Genomic DNA, 16779 nt, shown 5'->3' with positions numbered 1-16779 from the left:
GCCGTGAGCCGCCGGCTCAATGCTGCTCAAGCACCTTGCAGTAGAATCGCCATTCCTGATCGAGCGCATGCTCAAGGTTACGGGCCTTGCGAAACCCATGCCGCTCGCCCTCGTAGAAATGTGCCTGGGCTTCGATGCCATTGGCATTGAGCGCTGCGAGCATGGCGCGGGTCTGCTCTGGCACCACGACCGCATCCAGTTCCCCTTGAAAGAACACCACCGGCACCTTGATTCGTTCGGCGTGCAGCAGCGGCGTGCGCTGCCGGTAGCGCTCGGCATCCTGGTCCGGATCGCCGATCAGCCAGTCCAGGTAGTCACCCTCGAACTTGTGCGTGGCACGCGCCAGTGCCACCGGGTCGCTGACGCCATACAGGCTCGCGCCTGCCCGGAATACGTCCGTGAACGCCAGTGCGCAAAGAGCGGTGTAGCCGCCGGCGCTGCCGCCCCGGATGAACACCTGGGTCCTGTCGATCAGGCCATCGGCCGCCAGACGCTCGACGGCTGAGCAGGCATCTTCCACATCGCTTTGGCCCCAACGCAGGTGCAGAGCATGGCGGTACTCACGGCCATAGCCACTACTGCCGCGGTAGTTGAGGTCGGCAACGGCGAAACCTCGGTGAGTCCAGAACTGGATTCTCGGGTCGAGCACGGGATAGCAGGCCGAGGTCGGGCCGCCATGAATGAAGACGATCAGCGGCGATGGCGTGATACTGCCGACAGCCGGATAGAAAAAGCCATGGGCCAGCGCCTCTCCAGCCCCGCAATGAAATGACTGGGGCAAGCTGATCCGATGCGCCGGCAATACCTCGGCGCCCCCGGCCAGTACGCTCACCTCATGGGTGTCACGGGCAATCGCAATGACTGCCGCAGGGCTGATGGGCGAGGCGGCGATGGCATACACGCAGGTGGCGTCCATGGCCAGGTGGCGAAAGCGGGTGTAGGCGCTGGCGAATCGCTCGCTGCGACCATCGGGCGTGCGCAGGCCCAGTTGCCCGCAACCTGCTTCGAACCAAGTGGCCAGGTAATGCTGTGGCCCGAGTGCCAGCCAGGTACTGGCGCCCAGTTGCCACGGTGCTGCGGCATGGTCGGCAGGCTCGCTTGCCAACGCTTGCCAGCTGCCATCAAGCTCACCCCACGGCTGCCAGAAACCGTTGCAATCGGACAGGCAGTACAGACGGTTAGCCGTATCGAAGCGAGGTTGCTGCAGCGATTCATCGCCCGCTGCTACCGTTTGCACTGCCCCCCATTGGCCGCTGGCCTCGCGATGGCAGGTCATCAGCCGCGTTACCGTCCACGGCTGCGCCGGGCGGTCCCATTCGATCCAGGCCAGGCGCTGTCCGTCCGGGCTGACCGTGGGCGAGGCGTAGAAATCGGCGCCTTCGGCCAGCACCTGACGCGTGCCCTCGGCCAAAGCCACCAGGCGGTGCTCCACGGTTTCGCCATGACGCTCCTCCACAGCCAGGGCCTGCCCGTCATGCCATTGCACATCGCCATAGCGGCAGGCGGGGTCATGGGTAAGGGGGCGCGGCGGCGCGTTGTCCAAGGGCTGGGTGTAAACCTGCTGGTCCTTTTCGTTGACGAACACGAGTCCGTCCCCGCCCAGGCAGAAACTGCCCCCACCATATTCGTAGACACGGCTGCGTACACTGAAGCCGTCCGGGGTCAGGCAACGTGCCTGGTGATGATGCCAGTGCCAGATGCGGCAAGCGTCGTCGGCCGGCCGAAATTCGACCCAAAACAGGCCGGCATCACCGACCTTGAGTTCGGCGAAATCGGTGCCGGCGGCGACGGCCTGGGCGGCGGTGAACTCAGCCTCGGGCGATGACACGGGAGTTTCGTTCATTTCGGAAAGTCATCTGATCTATGGCGAGGTCGGCGCTTTGCGCCTGCTCGCGGGCCTTGAGGATCAAGCCATGGTCGGGCGACTTGGCACATACCGGGTCGGCATTGCTGGCATCACCGGTGAGCATGAAGGCCTGGCAGCGGCAGCCACCAAAGTCCTTCTGCTTTTCATCGCAGGAGCGGCAGGGTTCCGGCATCCACTGGTAGCCACGGAAGCGGTTGAAACCGAACGACTCATACCAGATGTGTCGCAGGTCATGCTCACGCACGTTGGGGAACTGCACCGGCAACTGACGGGCCCCATGGCATGGCAGGGCGGTGCCATCGGGGGTGATGGTCAGGAACAGGTTACCCCAGCCGTTCATGCAGGCCTTGGGCCGCTCTTCGTAGTAGTCCGGCGTGACGAAGATCAGCTTGCACGGGTTGCCTTCGGCCTTGAGCTTGTCGCGGTACTCGTTGGTAATCCGCTCGGCTCGCTCCAGCTGATCACGGGTGGGCAAAAGCCCGACCCGGTTCAGGTGCGCCCAACCGTAGAACTGGCACGTGGCCAGTTCGACGAAATCCGCATCCAGGGCGATGCACAACTCGATGATGCGGTCGATCTTGTCGATGTTGTGCCGGTGGGTGACGAAGTTGAGCACCATGGGGTAACCATGGGCCTTCACGGCGCGGGCCATTTCCAACTTCTGTGCGAAGGCTTTTCTGGAACCGGCCAACAGGTTGTTCACCTGCTCGTCGCTGGCCTGGAAGCTGATCTGGATATGGTCCAGGCCGGCCTGCTTGAAGGCGGCGATGCGCGCCTCGGTCAAGCCGATACCCGAGGTAATCAGGTTGGTGTAGTACCCCAGTCGGCGGGCCTCGGCGATCAGCTCGGCGAGGTCCTGGCGAACCAGCGGCTCGCCCCCGGAAAACCCAATCTGCGCGGCGCCCATCTCGCGGGCCTGGGCCATGACCTTGAACCACTGCGCAGTGCTCAACTCCTGGCCCTGGGCTGCGAAATCAAGGGGGTTGGAGCAATAGGGGCACTGCAGCGGGCAGCGGTAGGTCAACTCGGCCAGCAGCCACAGCGGCAGGCCGACCTCGGGCGTGGGTGGTAGCTCAGGCAAGCTCGATCCAGTGTTCGGCACGGGCCACCTCCATGAACTGCTCGATATCGTCGGCCACTTCCGGCACATCGGGGAATTGCTGCTGGAGTGCGTCGATGATGGCTGCCACATCGCGCTGGCCGTCGATCAACCCTCCGATCAGGCTGGCGCTTTCGTTGAGCTTGATCATGCCTTCAGGGTAGAGCAGTACATGGCCTTTCTGGGCAGGCTCGTACTGGAAGCGGTAACCCTGGCGCCACCTGGGCACTTGCTGACGATCGAATTTCATAGAGTGATTCCTTTATGCCACACCCGCTCCTGGGTGACGGAGTGATAGGGCGGCCGGTTCAGCTCATAGGCCATGCTCATGGCATCAAGCATGCTCCACAGGATGTCCAGCTTGAACTGGAGGATTTCCAGCATACGCTGCTGCCCAGCCCAGGTGGTGTAGTACTGCAAGGTAATGGCCAGGCCATGCTCAACGTCGCGGCGAGCCTGGCCAAGGCGCGTGCGGAAATACGCGTAGCCTGCCGGGTCGATCCAGGGGTAGTGCTGCGGCCAGCTGTCCAGGCGTGATTGGTGGATCTGCGGGGCGAAGAGTTCGGTCAGCGAGCTGCTGGCCGCTTCCTGCCAACTGGCGCGACGGGCAAAATTCACGTAGGCATCCACGGCAAAGCGCACCCCCGGCAATACCAATTCCTGTGAGCGCAACTGCTCAGGGTCAAGGCCAACCGCCTGGCCCAGGCGCAGCCAGGCTTCGATGCCGCCGTCCTCACCAGGTGCGCCATCGTGGTCGAGCAAGCGCTGTATCCACTCCCGGCGTACCTCGCGATCCGGGCAATTGGCCAGGATGGCGGCGTCCTTCATCGGGATGTTGACCTGGTAATAGAAGCGGTTGGCTACCCAACCCTGGATCTGTTCGCGGGTAGCACGGCCTTCATACATGGCGACGTGGTAGGGATGGTGAATGTGATAGTAGGCGCCCTTGGCGCGCAGGGCCTGCTCGAACTCGGCAGGGGACATTGGCAGTGCATCGCTCATTCGGCTGGCTCCTGGAAGGCTGGGGTGGCGGGCAGGCCCGTTACAACTCGATGCTCATGCCGTCGAAGGCCACTTCCACACCGCGGCGCAGCACTTCGGCGCGCTCGGGTGAGTCTTCGTCGAGAATCGGGTTGGTGTTGTTGATGTGGATAAGCACTTTGCGCTGGCGCGCAAAGCCGTCGAGCACTTCGAGCATGCCGCCGGCGCCGTTCTGGGCCAGGTGCCCCATTTCACGGCCGGTACGCGTGCCCACCCCGCGGCGCTGCATCTCGTCGTCCTCCCACAAGGTGCCATCGACCAGCAGACAATCGGCGCCTTGCATCATCTCCAGCAACTGCTCGTCCACCTGGCCAAGGCCCGGGGCATAGAACAGCTTGCCACCGGTGCGGGTGTCCTCGACCAGCAGGCCAAGGTTGTCGCCTGGGTGCGGGTCGAAGCGGTGTGGGGAATAGGGCGGTGCCGCACTGCGCAGCGGGAAAGGGGTGAACCGCAGATTAGGGCAGGCCTGGATGACGAAACTGCCTTCAAGCTCGATTCGGTTCCATTGCAGGCCGCCGTTCCAGTGGCTGAGCATGGTGAACAGCGGAAAGCCGGTGGTCAGGTCCTGGTGGACCATGTCCGTGCACCACACCGGGTGCGGGCAACCTTCGCGCAGGCTGAGCAGGCCAGTGGTGTGATCGATCTGGCTGTCCAGCAGGATGATCGCGTCTATGCCGGTATCGCGCAGACCTCGGGCAGGTTGCATGGGCGCGAAGGCCTGGAGCTGTGCACGAATGTCTGGCGAAGCGTTGCACAACACCCAATGCACACCGTCATCGGATAGGGCGATGGATGACTGGGTGCGGGCGGTGGCCCGCAGGGTACCGTCCCTGAAGCCCTTGCAGTTGACGCAGTTGCAGTTCCACTGCGGAAACCCGCCACCGGCGGCCGAGCCGAGAACCTGGATATACATGGGTGCTCTCTATGCTGTGCGGAAAGTCATGTCCAAAAAACGAAAACGCCCCGGCAGGCCGAGGCGTCGTACCCTAAGCCGTGCTTAGCGGTTGGCGAAGTACATGGTGACTTCGAAGCCGATACGCAGGTCAGTGTATGCAGGTTTGGTCCACATGGGATTACTCCTTCCGAATGGGTTTGAGGAACGCTTGACTACTACTTGGGTACCGCCATAGGCAGGAGGTTCCCTGAATCAGGGTTGCGCTATCTTACAAGAAAACCGTTCATCCGAAGACTGTGTATCAGGAAAGTAGCGTTGCACCAGGTGCAACAATCTCGCGCTGCTGCGCCTGAAAGTCAGGTGGCGCGGCAGCGTTGGCCAGACAGGTCCAGGGCGCCTGCCCATCGAGCAATGCATCCTGCAGCCTTTCCAGATCATGCTGCCGCACGTTGAGGATAGCCTTGCGTACGTCATCTAGCGTCCGGGGTTGTGTAGCCAGGTGTGTCTGCCAGGCCCACTCCACAACCTCGGCATTGCTCATGACCACTTCATCGAACTGATCAGCCAGCAGTTGCTGCGAGGGAACGTCCAGCGTAACGCGCTCGCGCAATAGCGTGACCACCTGTTCCAGAATCATGTCCGGGCTGGCGTGAGGCGATTGAACGCCGATCATCAGCCCGTGCACCCCCTCCACCTGGCGCAAGGCGCTGAACACCGCATAGCCCAGTTGCAGCTCGACCCGCAGACGTTGATAGACAGGGCCTTGCAGCAGGTGAGCCAGCAGCCTGCCCGCTGCCTCCATGCCCGCTGGCAGAGGGCAGAACACCAGCAAGGCATGTTCGCTGCCGTACCCGCCCACCGTGTACCAACGACGGGTGAGCGGCGGAACGGGAACAGGCGCGCTGCCATGGCCGGGCAGGCCTTGCAGGACGGCTGACAGTGCCTGCTGTGCATCTGCATCGAAACCGACGGCCAGCCCGTGCCAGGTGGCCTGCTGCCAGAGCCTGTCGAGTTGGGGCTGGCTCTGTCGTGACCCGGCCACCGCTTGCACGTCGAGGCCTGCCACGGCGTTTGGCAACTGTTCGAGCAATGCCCTGATGGGCATGGGTTCACTGGGTGGTCCAGCACAGTCAGACCAACAGTCGGCCGGCGGGGCCTTCAACAAGGGCAGGGCAATTCCGATGGCGGTGACCACGGCCGAGGCTACGCCTGCACAGCGCAGTTCCCATCCCTGGCCCGCTCTGCTGAACTGTAGCTGTACCGAGGCGCGCTCACAGCGCGCTTTGAGTGGGGCAAGGGCTTGGTCCAGAACAGCATGCAGTGATTCCTTCAAAGCAAGGGGCACATGCCAGCGTACAAGCAGGGCGGCGTGCTGGCGCGCGGTGGGCAAGGCGTCGCTGATGCTCAGCCCGCCGGGTAACGAACACTCACCGGTTTCAGGCAACCGCGTGTGCAGCAATGGCTCGCTCAAAGGGAACTGCCAACGGCCCAGGTCGGAACGTGGCAAGCTTGCCAGAAGCGCAGTAAAGGCGTGCTGCCCTTGTGTATCAAGCGCGGTGAAGGGAAGCCCTGCGCTGTCCCTGCGTGCCAGCTCCATGGCGCTGGCGCTGTGCTCACGGCGCTTTTGCAAACCCCCGAATTCTCGATTGAGCTGCGCAAAATCCGCGTTCTGCATGTATCCGAACCAGCCGTGCAGCAGGGCCATGGCCTGCCCAGTTGGCATACCGGCGCCCGGCGTCAGGTCGATGTGCCAGAGCAGCTGCCCGGCAAAGGCATAGAGCGTTTCCACCTTGATGGCCTGCAATCCGCAGTGCTGGCGCGCGGCCGCGAGCCACATGCCGGGGCGACTGTCGTTCAGACAACTGATCAGCAGCGCCAGGGCCTGTTCAGCGCCGGCCGGCATCTGTTCATGGGCGAACAGTTGCCGGTTGCAGCTTGTGCCCAGTGGGGGTGGAGGGCGCTGTAGCACGCGCGTGCCGCTGGCGAACAGTCGAGCGGGTTGTACGGCCAACTGTTCCAGCTCATCCAGGGACTGAGGGCCGCTCACCGCCAGCACCATCTGGCCGCCCTGATAATAGCGTCGGTGAAACTCGCTCAGCGCTCGCTGGAAGGCGGGGTCTTTCAGCGGCAAGGTATAACGGTTACCGGCCTGGAAGGCCCGCAACGGATGCCCCGGCGCCACGGATTGCAGTAAGGCATGATGCGCCTGGGCCTGGCGGCTACGCGACCAGGCGATGAATTCGGCGTGGATCACTTCGCGCTCGTCGCGTTGGCGGGCGATGGCCAGGTCCGGCTCGGCCAGCATCTGGCAAAGCCGCATCAAACCGCCCGCCAAGGCTGTGGGCGGGGTTTCGAAGAAAAAGTCCGTCGCCCGCTCGCGGGTACTGGCATTGACCTGGCCGCCGAGCGCCTGCACGTAGCGCATCAGGCCATCTTCCAGGGGATAACGCGTTGTGCCCAGAAAGAACAGGTGCTCGAGAAAATGCGCCAGGCCAGGCCATTTGGCAGGGGCATCATGGCTGCCCGCGTGCACCCGGAGCGCCGCCGCCGCGCGCTTGAGACGAGGGGCGTGGCGCAGGGTGAGCTGCAGGCCGTTGGCAAGGGTGAGCTGGCGGATGGTGTCAGGCATGGGGGCTCCGTGTGGTCCGACCATGCTAGCCTGCAAGCGGTGCGCTGTCAGTGATCCTGCTGGGGCGTTCGTCCGTGTAAGGCCTGACGCAGGTCGGTGAGGTAGGGGAAGGCCCGACGGCCCTGCACCACGGCTTGCTGTTCCAGCTCGGCCAGCAGCAGGCACTCTTCATGGCCTGCCGTGCGCAATACGCCGCCATCCGGGCCGACGATGCTGCTTTGTCCACAATAGGCGATGGCGTCTTCCGCGCCGCAGTAGTTGGCATACACCAGGTAACACTGGTTTTCCTGGGCCCGTGCCCGCACCGTCACCTGGCAAACGAAGTCGTAGGGCTGCATGTTGGCCGTCGGGACCAGGATCAGTTCGGCGCCGGCCAAGGCCAGCCGACGGGCATTTTCCGGGAACTCGATGTCGTAGCAAATCAGCAGGCCGACTTTCCAGCCGTCCAGCTCGACGACCGGAAAGTGATCCGGCCCCTGCTCGAACATCGTGCGATCGAGCTCGCCGAACAGGTGCGTCTTGCGGTAGTTGCAAAGGCGGCGGCCATCGGCAGCGATCAATTGCACACTGTTGAAAACGGCACCGTTCGGATCCCGTTCCGGATAGCCGTAGGCGATGGCGATACCGCAGGTGCGCGCTGTCTGCATGATGTGCTGTGCTGACGGGCCATCGCAGGCTTCGGCCAGTTGCTGCACCTGAGCCGAGCCGATGTTGTAGCCGGTCAGGAACATTTCAGGGCAAACCAGCAATGACGCGCCCTGGCCGGCTGCCAACTGAGCCTGATCGCGCAACCGCTGCAGGTTGCCGGGCACATCCAGCGGGCTAGGCAGGGCTTGGAACAAGGCTATGCGCATGACAGCTCCTGGGTCAGTCGGCCAGCGCGATGGGGCCGATCTCGTCGAACACATCGCCCGGCCCCGGGTTCTCGGGGTGGGTATGCCCGCCAAAGTGATTGATGATACCCCACACTGCATTGAGCGAAGTCTGCACGGCGCCCTCCACCCAGGCAGGCGTCCACGACACATCGTCGCCGGCAATGAAGATGCCGCGTTGCTCGGCGGGCATGTCCTTTTGCATGAAGTGGGCGTACATGCGTTGGTTGTAGCGGTAATGACCCGGCAGGGCGCCCTTGAAGGCACCGAGGAAATACGGGTCCGCTTCCCACGACACGGTGATCGGGTCGCCAATGATGTGGCCGGCAATGTCGGTCTTCGGATAGATCTTCTTCAGCGCGTCCAAGGCCAGCTGCACGCGTTTTTCCACCGGGTGCGGCAGCATCTTCAAGGCATCGCTCATCCAGGCATAGGACAGGCAGATCACCCCCGGCTTGTCGTCGCCGTTGTCGAACAGGTACGTGCCGCGGGTCAGGCGGTCGGTCAGGGTCATGCTCAGCAGGTCGCGGCCGGTTTCCGGGTCCTTGTCCTTCCAGAACGGCCTGTCGACCATGACGAAGGTTTTCGACGACTGCATGTAGCGGGTACGGTCCAGTGCCATCCACATTTTCTGGGAAAACAGCGATTCTTCGCAGTCGATCTGGGTGGTCAGCAACCACGTCTGGCAGGTGGCGAGCACGGCGCCGTACTGGCGGGTGTCCCCCCAGTTGTCGGTGACGGCCAGGCGGCCATCGGCAGCGCGCTGGATCCGCTTGACCCCGGTGCGGGGTGCGCCGCCATGCAGGGAACGCAAGCTGGTGCCCTCGGGCCAATGGGCGCAGCGCTCGGGGCGATGGCGCCAGATACCCTGCGGTACCTGCTCCACGCCGCCCACGATCAGATGCTGGTGGTCGTCGCAGTTGGTCATGACCACCCGGAAGATCTCCAGCATCGAGTTGGGGAAGTCCGAGTCCCAACCGCCTGTGCCGAAGCCCACTTGGCCGAATACTTCCCGGTGCAGGAAACTGAGCTTGGCGAACGAGCGCGAGGTGGCGACGAAGTCGTAAAAGGTGCGGTCGTCCCACAGCGGTACGAGTTTGTTCCACAGCGCCTTTAGGCGTGGTACATCGCGATCACGGATGGCTTGCTGGATATCGGCGAATTGCGCACCGCTTTCCAACGCGTCAGCCCAGGCATCGGCCACCTCATGGAACAGCTTGGGAAGATCGGCAGGGGTTTCGGCGTAGTAGGTCTGCCCTTCGAGGTCGATCACCGTGCTGCTGGAGGCCGAGCTCAATGGGTTGGGAAAGGGCTTGGTCTGCAACCCCAGTTTGTCCACGTAGTGATAGAACGCCGTGGACGACACCGGAAAGCGCATGCCACCCAACTCGGCGACGATGCCATCGGTGCCATTGAAGGCTTGCGAGCGCAGCCGGCCACCCAGCTTCGAGGCTTCGTACACCACCGGCTTGAGCCCCAGTTTCATGAGCTCGTAGGCGGCCACCAGGCCGGCGATTCCGGCGCCGATGATCGCGACTTCCTCGCCGTGGCGTTGCGCCGGAATCGTGCCCAGGCCCGCCGGATGCTCCAGCCAGTCATCGAAGGCGAATGGGAAGTCCGGGCCGAAAATGGTGATGGGTTTCTTGCCGTCGTCAGGGTGCCGGTTGTTCTTGTTCATTGAAGGACCTTGCCAGAGCGGCTGCGCGATGTGCTGAGCCTGAGTATAGGAGACGTCTGGCGGTCATTTTAGAGAGGGGGCATTTCGTTATTAAGAAGCAGAATGAGGTCGAAATGTCTCCTCTTTGGTCATAGTGACGTGGTTTATGAGCATTTTGACGAATTCATGTTTGTGAACACAGGTTTCAAAGCGCCTGACCGCGATCCACCTTGCTGCTGAGGATGATCGACGTGGTGGTTTTTTCGACGCCCTCGACGTTGCCGATGCGGTCCAGCAACTGGTCCAGTAGTTCCGGTGACTCCGTGTGCAGCCAGGCCACGTAGTCGAATTCGCCGCTCACCGCGCACAACTGCCGCACAGCGGCCATCGCGCTTAGCCGTTTGACGACCTCTTTGCCCGAGCGTGGCTGCACCTTGATGCCCACATACGCTTGTAGCCCACCGCCCATCACCTGCTGCCCCAAGCGCACGCCGTAACCGGAGATCACCTTGTTCTTCTCCAACCGCTCGAGCCGTGAGTTGACCGTAGTGCGAGCGATGCCCAGCTGGCGCGCGAGCATGGCCACGCTTTCACGGGCATTGATCTGTAACAGGGCGATCAGCTGGCGGTCGATTTCATCCAGGGCAAATGGGCGAAGGTCTGGCATGGCGTGGCGTGGCTCGGCGACGGGAAGTGGGGAGGTAGCCTAGCTAGCCTGGGTGGGTGGGGGCAAGGAGGCGTGCACGAGTGCGCTCAGCCTTTTCTTGGGGCTCGCTGTGCTATTTGATAACGGGTACTGCGGCCGCCTCCGGGCAGGCGTTCGATACAGCCTTTTTCCAGGAGGTCACTGAGGTGGCGAGTCGCAGTGGCTTTGGATACCTTCGCCACGGCTTGGTATTGCGCCGCGCTGATGCCTTGCTCGAAGCCGCGCTCGCCACCGTCGAGCAGACGGTTGAGTACTTTTACCTGCTCTGCTGATAACCCCTGGCCGCGGTTCACCTGCCAGAATCGCGCCTTTGCCAGTACTCGATCAATACGTACAAGAGCCTTTTCCAGGCTGTTGAGCAAGGTGGTGAGGAACCAGTACAGCCAATGGGTGATATCCAGTCCGCTTTTCTGACTGGCTTCCAGGATACGGTAATAACCGGCGCGGTCGTCGAGAATGCTCGCGGACATCGCATAGAAACGGATGGTTTGTCGTTCACCCTGCGCCAGTGCCAAGTCGGTGAGCGCACGGGTAAGACGGCCGTTACCGTCATCGAACGGGTGTAGGGTAACGAACCAGAGGTGCGCGATACCTGCACGCAAGAAAGGATCCAGGTTCGCATCGCTGCGACTGCGCTCGAACCACGCTAGAAAGTCCGCCAGTTGTGTTTCCAATCCCGTCCGCGGAGGCGCTTCGAAATGGACCGTCGGGCGGTCGATCCGGCCGGACACCACCTGCATGGGCTCATCGCCGCGCAGTGTGCTGATATGCAGAGGTCTCGCCAGCAACGGGTCATCGCTTGGAAACAACCAACGGTGCCAAATGAAGAGCCGTTCTGTGTCCAGCGTTTGTTGATACCCCTGAGTGGCATCGAGCAGCAATGCTGCCAAGCCTTCGGAGCGTGGTGTGGTCGATTGGCTTTCTTCGTTTAACCCTAAGCGCCGCGCCAGCGATGAGCGCACGGAACCCACATTCAGTTGCTCGCCCTCGATGGCGCAAGACGTGACGATGTTCTGCAGCAGGGCATCCAGGCTGCTTTGCACTTCAGTGTCATGCCCTACGGTATCGAGCATCCCCAATAGACGGCCTTGTACCTGGCCGCAGGCGCGCAGCAGCGGGGCAAGTGTTTCAGTTTGCCAGGTAAACGCTGGCCAATCGGGCTGCTGCCAGATCCATTGCGGGTCGTTCATGGGTAGCGTTCACGTGAGCCGATTAGCGAGCCTATTCGGCTCATTCAGTGAGCCGATAATGCCTGCGATTCGGCTCACTGTCTAATGAATGGAGGGAAAAAGCGGCCTGATGAGCGGTTTCAACGCGGGCATCGTGTCCATAACGCCGATATGAAGATGAAAAAAAGCCGCACAACTGCGCGATTTCGCAGAGGGTGGTTCAAACCTGCCCAGCAGGGCCATTGTCTTGTTGGCTTCCATACACGCCTCTAGAATGGGAGGCCCTCGCAAGGCAGGAAACCCTATGTGGTTCATGAACAAGAAAACGCTCAGTGCCGAGCAGGCGACTGCGCTCAATGACCAAGGCTGGGCGGCGTTCCGAGAGCAGGATCTGGACACCGCGCAGGGGTGCTTCGAAAACCTTGCCAAAGCGTGTCCCGACGACCCGCGCTGGATGAATGGCGTTGGCGCGGTGAGCCTGGCGCGTGACGATCGCGCCGATGCCCATCGACACTTTCAGAGGGCCGCTGATCGTGACTATCCCGGCAGCCACTACAACTTGGGCATCATGGCCTACCAGGACGGTAATCACGAGGTCGCCAGCCGACACTTCCTGAGGGCGGCCGAGCACGATTATCCGGGCAGCCACTACAACCTCGGCAGCATGGCCTTTCAGGAGGGTGATCACGACGCTGCCCGCCAGTACTTCCAGAAAGCCGCCGAGTACGATTGTCCCCGCAGCCACTTCTACCTTGGCAGCATGGCCTACCAGGATGGCGATCACGATGCCGCCGTCGAGCACCTCAACAACGCCGTGCGCCACGATCATCCAGAAGCGCTGAACCTGCTCGGCGACGTCCATCTGCATGCCGAGCGTTATCCGCAGGCTGAGCAGGCGTACCGGCGTGCGGCCGAGTTGGGCAATGTCGACGGCTACAACAATCTTGGCCTTCTGTATTTGCAGCTCGAAGACTATCAGCAGGCCAAGCAGGCATTGTTGCAGGCCCTGCAATCCGACCACGTCTACGCCCAGCACAACCTGGCTGTGGCCTATCACCGTTTAGGCGAGCTCGAGGCGGCAGAGCGCTGGTACCTGGTTTCGTTCTCTCTGCACGGCAACTTGCAGTCGCTGGAGAACCTTGGGCATGTATATGGTGATACTGGGCGTGAGGTCGAGGGCCAGGCGCTGGTCGCGGCCTCCGACAAGCTCTACGAGGATCAGCCTCTCGATGATTACGAGCAGGCGTTGATCGACCGGTTGCTGGCCTGAGCCACGATGACCTTGCTGCTCGCGCCGCCGACCCAAAAAGCCGAAAGCCGCGCTAAGCGCGGCTTTGATATGGTGGGCCCACACGGACTCGAACCGTGGACCAAAGGATTATGAGTCCTCTGCTCTAACCAACTGAGCTATAGGCCCTCAGTAGGAGGCGCGATTATAACGAGGGTTTCGCACCTGTGCCATCCGAAAGATCCGTTAGTGCTATACGAAGAAACCGCGCAGCGAATTCCTCCGGCAGCAAGGGCAGGCTGACGATGTAGCCTTGGATCTGCTCGCAGCCTTCGGTAGCCAGAAAACGCTGCTGGGCCTGGTTCTCGACGCCTTCGGCAATGATGGTCAGTTGCATGCTGCGGCCAAGCGCAATGATGGCGCGTGCGATGGCGGCATCGTGGGGGTCGTCGGGCAAGCCGCGGATGAAGGATTTGTCGATCTTGAGGATGTCCAGCGGCAGCCGCTTGAGGTAGCTCAACGACGAATAACCGGTGCCGAAATCGTCGATCGCCAGTTGCACGCCCAATTTCTTCAACTGGTGCAGCACCGCCAGGGCTTCTTCGGCCTGGCTCATGATGAAGTTCTCGGTGATCTCCAGCTGCAGGTCGCCGGCCTTGAGTTGGTGTTGCCTGAGCAGTACCTCGATGCGCCGTGCGAGGTTGGGTTGGCGCAGTTGCGCGCCGGCCAGGTTGATCGACAGCGGACCAAAGGGTTCGTATCGCTGTTTCCAGGCCTGCATCTGGCGGCAGGCTTGTTCCAGTACCCATTCACCCAGTTGCAGGATGGTGCCGTTTTCCTCTGCCAGGTGAATGAAATGCTCCGGTGGCACTTCGCCAAACGTCGGGTGGCTCCAGCGGATCAAGGCTTCGGCACCGACCAGGGTCTGGGTTTGCAGGCTGAGCTTGGGCTGGAAGCACAGGCTCATCTCGTTGCGTTCGATGGCCCGGCGCAGTTCGTGCTCCAAGGCGACACGCTCACTGGCCTGGGCGGTCAGGTCGCGGGTATAGACTTCCACCCGGTTGCGTCCCTTGGCCTTGGAGCGGTACATGGCGGCATCGGCGTTGCGGATGAGCGTGGCGACATCGCTGCCGTCGTGTGGGTAGAGGCTTATGCCGATGCTGGCGCTGGTGAAGAACTCATGCTCGCCGGCCTGGAAGGGGGCGTTGAAACACGCCAGCAGCTTGTTGGCGATGGTGCTCGCGTCGCTAGGCTTGTGCAGGCCGGGCAGCAGGATAATGAACTCGTCGCCCCCCAAGCGCGCCACGGTGTCCACATCGCGCACCTGCTCTTTGAGACGCTGCGCAATGCCCTTGAGCAGCAGGTCGCCTACCGGATGGCCAAGGCTGTCGTTGATATGCTTGAAACGGTCCAGGTCCAGGAACAGCACGGCGCCCTGGCGGTTGGACAGTTGTCCACAGGTCAGCACGGCCTGGAGGCGGTTTTCGAACAGGGTACGGTTGGGCAGGCCAGTGAGAGGGTCGTGATGTGCCTGGTAGTCCAGTTCGGCTTGGGCATGCTTGATGCTGGAGATGTCGGCGAACACCGCCACGAAGTGCGTGATCTCGCGCTCGGCATTGCGCACGGCACTGATGGTCAGCCAGCTGGGGTACAGCTCGCCGTTCTTGCGTTTATTGTAGATCTCGCCCTGCCAGTGTCCTTCATCGGTCAATTGATGCCACAGGGCAGCGTAGAAGGCGCTGTCATGCTGGCCCGAGGCGAGCAGGCGAGGGGTTTGGCCCAGCGCTTCGATCTCGCTGTACCCGGTGATTTCGCTGAAAGCACGGTTCACCGCACTGATGCGCTGGTCGATGTCGGTAATCAACACGCCCTCGGCGGTGTTTTCAAACACCGTGGCGGCCAGTTGCAGTTTTTCCTGCATCAGGTGGCGCTCGGTGATGTCCCGGGCGATGGTCAACATGCAGTCGGTGCCGGCGATTGGCAGCGGGCGCGCAGACAATTCGCATAGGCGAATCTGCCCGTCGCTACGGCGGATATGGCAGGTGAAGTCGCGTACGAAGCCCTCTCGGTTGAGCTGGTCGAGCAGGCGCTTGCGCTCGTTGAGGTCTACCCAGATGCCAAGGTCGAGCGACGTCTGGTCCAGGGTGGGATGCAGGGCGTAGCCGGTAAGGCGGCAAAACCCGTCGTTGACCTCTAGCAGCAAGCCATCGTGCTGACGGGACAGCAACAGGCCGTCTGGGGAGGCATGAAACGCCTTGGCGAACTTTTCCTCGGAAATCTGCAGCTGCTGCTGGGTTTCCTTGAGCTGGCTGATATCGCGTACGGCGACCACCAGCGCAGGCGTGCCGTCGAGTTCGAAGGTTTCAGCGGACGTAAGCCCTGTGAACAACTGGCCGTTGCTGCGTCTGAAGCTCATTTCCAGGTTGCGGATGCCGCCCAGGTGCAGGCGCTCCAGTAGGCGAGGCCCTGAACCCTCGACTGCCCATAGATTGAGCTCGGTCGCCGTCCGGCCGATGACCTGACCAGGCGTCAGGCCTATCTGCTCTTCGAACGCTTCGTTGACCTCCAGCAGGCAGCCGTCGCTGTGGCGAGCGATCAGCAAGATGTCCGGGCACTGCTGGAACACCGAGGCAAACTTCTGCTCGGACAGACGCAGCGCGTCTTCGGTGCGCTTGGTTTCGCTGATGTCGATCATCAGGCCGCGCATGACGGGCTGGTGGCCATGCTTGATCATGCTGACGATGTTGCGTACCCACAACGCTTGGCCATCGGCACGAATTACCCGGTAATCCAGGCTGTGGTCGCGCCCGGCAGCAGTTTCGCTTTCGCAGTAGGCCTGGGCCCATAGCGCATCGTCAGGGTGCACGATGCTGCGCCAGAAGCCGGGCTTTAGCCAGTTGCTCAGCGGATAGCCGAGCAGGTCCTCGGCATGGGGCGATACATAGCTGTACGTGAAATCGTTTACGTCCGCTTCCCAGGCGATGGCTGAAAGGCTCTCGACCAAGCCACGGTAGTGGTATTCGCTGCTGCGCAGCTCCTGCTCCAATGCGATGCGCCGGGAGATTTCGGAACTCAGGCGCCGGTTGATACGCATGACCGTGGCCAGTACCAGTACCAGCAACAATACGGTGGGTACGCCATACACCACCAGATCGGACCAGAACATGCGGGCAGTGCCGTGCTGTGTAGAGGCTTCCGGGGAGAAGGTTTGCGCCGTGGTTTGGCCGGGCATCGCTGCAGCGACGTACTCGGCGACCGGACCTGGCTGTTGCACTTGCGCAACGCCCGTTGTGGTCCACAGGCTCAGGGCCACCAGCAGGATGGCCGGCATCAGGGGCATAGCGGCCTCTCGCATTCAAATGGTCTGAGTCGAGTGTAGACGGCCAATAAGCTCTGGGATGGGTGTCAGGGAGATTTTTTCAGGCTAAACAGGGCCTTGGAGACGGATGGGCGGCGGTGTCGAAGTCCAGGAAAAAACCCGGCCTGAGCCGTAGTGCTGTTTACTTAAGATCGCTGGGGTCGCTTCGCGACCCATCGCGGCACAAGGCCGCTCCTACACTGACCGTGTGATGCTTGAGTTAGCAGGCTCACAGGGATTTGTGGGAGCGGCCTTGTG

The 16779-nt window shown here is 62.1% G+C and carries 12 protein-coding genes, 1 tRNA gene and 1 pseudogene; 1 reads left to right on the top strand and 13 read right to left on the bottom strand.

Going from position 1 to position 16779, the window contains the following annotated elements:
* Nucleotides 1-16: 16 nt before the first annotated feature.
* The 11 genes from FS767_RS01910 to FS767_RS01860 all read right to left on the bottom strand — a co-directional run bounded on the left by FS767_RS01910 (nucleotide 17) and on the right by FS767_RS01860 (nucleotide 11956).
* The gene (locus tag FS767_RS01910; protein ID WP_144964002.1) at nucleotides 17-1843 is read right to left on the bottom strand and encodes a S9 family peptidase; all 1827 of its coding nucleotides are present in this window, start codon (nucleotides 1841-1843) and stop codon (nucleotides 17-19) included.
* On the bottom strand, nucleotides 1809-2969 hold the full coding sequence (gene pqqE, locus FS767_RS01905; protein WP_144964001.1) for a pyrroloquinoline quinone biosynthesis protein PqqE: 1161 nt from the start codon (nucleotides 2967-2969) through the stop codon (nucleotides 1809-1811). Before pqqE ends, FS767_RS01910 begins: the two co-directional genes overlap by 35 nt.
* Entirely contained in the window at nucleotides 2941-3216 is a 276-nt protein-coding gene (pqqD, locus tag FS767_RS01900) for a pyrroloquinoline quinone biosynthesis peptide chaperone PqqD (protein ID WP_058603019.1), read from the bottom strand. Before pqqD ends, pqqE begins: the two co-directional genes overlap by 29 nt.
* On the bottom strand, nucleotides 3213-3968 hold the full coding sequence (pqqC, locus tag FS767_RS01895) for a pyrroloquinoline-quinone synthase PqqC (RefSeq protein ID WP_144964000.1): 756 nt from the start codon (nucleotides 3966-3968) through the stop codon (nucleotides 3213-3215). Before pqqC ends, pqqD begins: the two co-directional genes overlap by 4 nt.
* Nucleotides 3969-4008: 40 nt before the next feature.
* Nucleotides 4009-4920: a pyrroloquinoline quinone biosynthesis protein PqqB gene (gene pqqB, locus FS767_RS01890; RefSeq protein WP_027913610.1), complete on the bottom strand. Its 912-nt coding sequence runs from the start codon at nucleotides 4918-4920 to the stop codon at nucleotides 4009-4011.
* Nucleotides 4921-5004: 84 nt separating this feature from the next.
* Complete coding sequence (pqqA, locus tag FS767_RS01885) at nucleotides 5005-5076, bottom strand: pyrroloquinoline quinone precursor peptide PqqA (RefSeq protein ID WP_003243383.1); 72 nt, start codon at nucleotides 5074-5076, stop codon at nucleotides 5005-5007.
* Between the two features lie 127 nt (nucleotides 5077-5203).
* Entirely contained in the window at nucleotides 5204-7531 is a 2328-nt protein-coding gene (gene pqqF, locus FS767_RS01880) for a pyrroloquinoline quinone biosynthesis protein PqqF (protein WP_144963999.1), read from the bottom strand.
* A gap of 47 nt (nucleotides 7532-7578) precedes the next feature.
* Nucleotides 7579-8385 (bottom strand): carbon-nitrogen hydrolase family protein, encoded by an 807-nt coding sequence (locus FS767_RS01875; RefSeq protein ID WP_144963998.1) that lies wholly within the window; start codon nucleotides 8383-8385, stop codon nucleotides 7579-7581.
* 13 nt (nucleotides 8386-8398) lie between these two features.
* Complete coding sequence (locus tag FS767_RS01870) at nucleotides 8399-10081, bottom strand: NAD(P)/FAD-dependent oxidoreductase (RefSeq protein WP_144963997.1); 1683 nt, start codon at nucleotides 10079-10081, stop codon at nucleotides 8399-8401.
* A gap of 184 nt (nucleotides 10082-10265) precedes the next feature.
* Nucleotides 10266-10727: an Lrp/AsnC family transcriptional regulator gene (locus tag FS767_RS01865; protein ID WP_058603024.1), complete on the bottom strand. Its 462-nt coding sequence runs from the start codon at nucleotides 10725-10727 to the stop codon at nucleotides 10266-10268.
* Nucleotides 10728-10813: 86 nt separating this feature from the next.
* The gene (locus tag FS767_RS01860) at nucleotides 10814-11956 is read right to left on the bottom strand and encodes a Fic family protein (RefSeq protein WP_144963996.1); all 1143 of its coding nucleotides are present in this window, start codon (nucleotides 11954-11956) and stop codon (nucleotides 10814-10816) included.
* Between the two features lie 292 nt (nucleotides 11957-12248).
* Between FS767_RS01860 and FS767_RS01855 the strand changes: the two genes are divergently transcribed.
* Nucleotides 12249-13205 carry a lipopolysaccharide assembly protein LapB gene (locus FS767_RS01855; protein WP_256674219.1) on the top strand — a complete coding sequence of 319 codons (957 nt, stop codon included), beginning with the start codon at nucleotides 12249-12251 and terminating at the stop codon, nucleotides 13203-13205.
* 70 nt (nucleotides 13206-13275) lie between these two features.
* On the opposite strand, the gene FS767_RS01850 is transcribed toward FS767_RS01855, so the two are convergent.
* Both FS767_RS01850 and FS767_RS01845 read right to left on the bottom strand, forming a co-directional pair.
* A tRNA-Ile gene (locus FS767_RS01850) sits at nucleotides 13276-13352 on the bottom strand.
* Nucleotides 13353-13368: 16 nt separating this feature from the next.
* Nucleotides 13369-16332 (bottom strand): annotated as a pseudogene (locus FS767_RS01845) (EAL domain-containing protein); the annotation flags it as partial.
* Between the last annotated feature and the right edge of the window lie 447 nt (nucleotides 16333-16779).

This window comes from Pseudomonas sp. DE0010 (assembly GCF_007680745.1).
GTDB classification, from domain to species: domain Bacteria; phylum Pseudomonadota; class Gammaproteobacteria; order Pseudomonadales; family Pseudomonadaceae; genus Aquipseudomonas; species Aquipseudomonas parafulva_B.
Note: the sequence above shows the minus strand (reverse complement) of the source record. Positions and strands in the feature narration are given on the sequence as shown.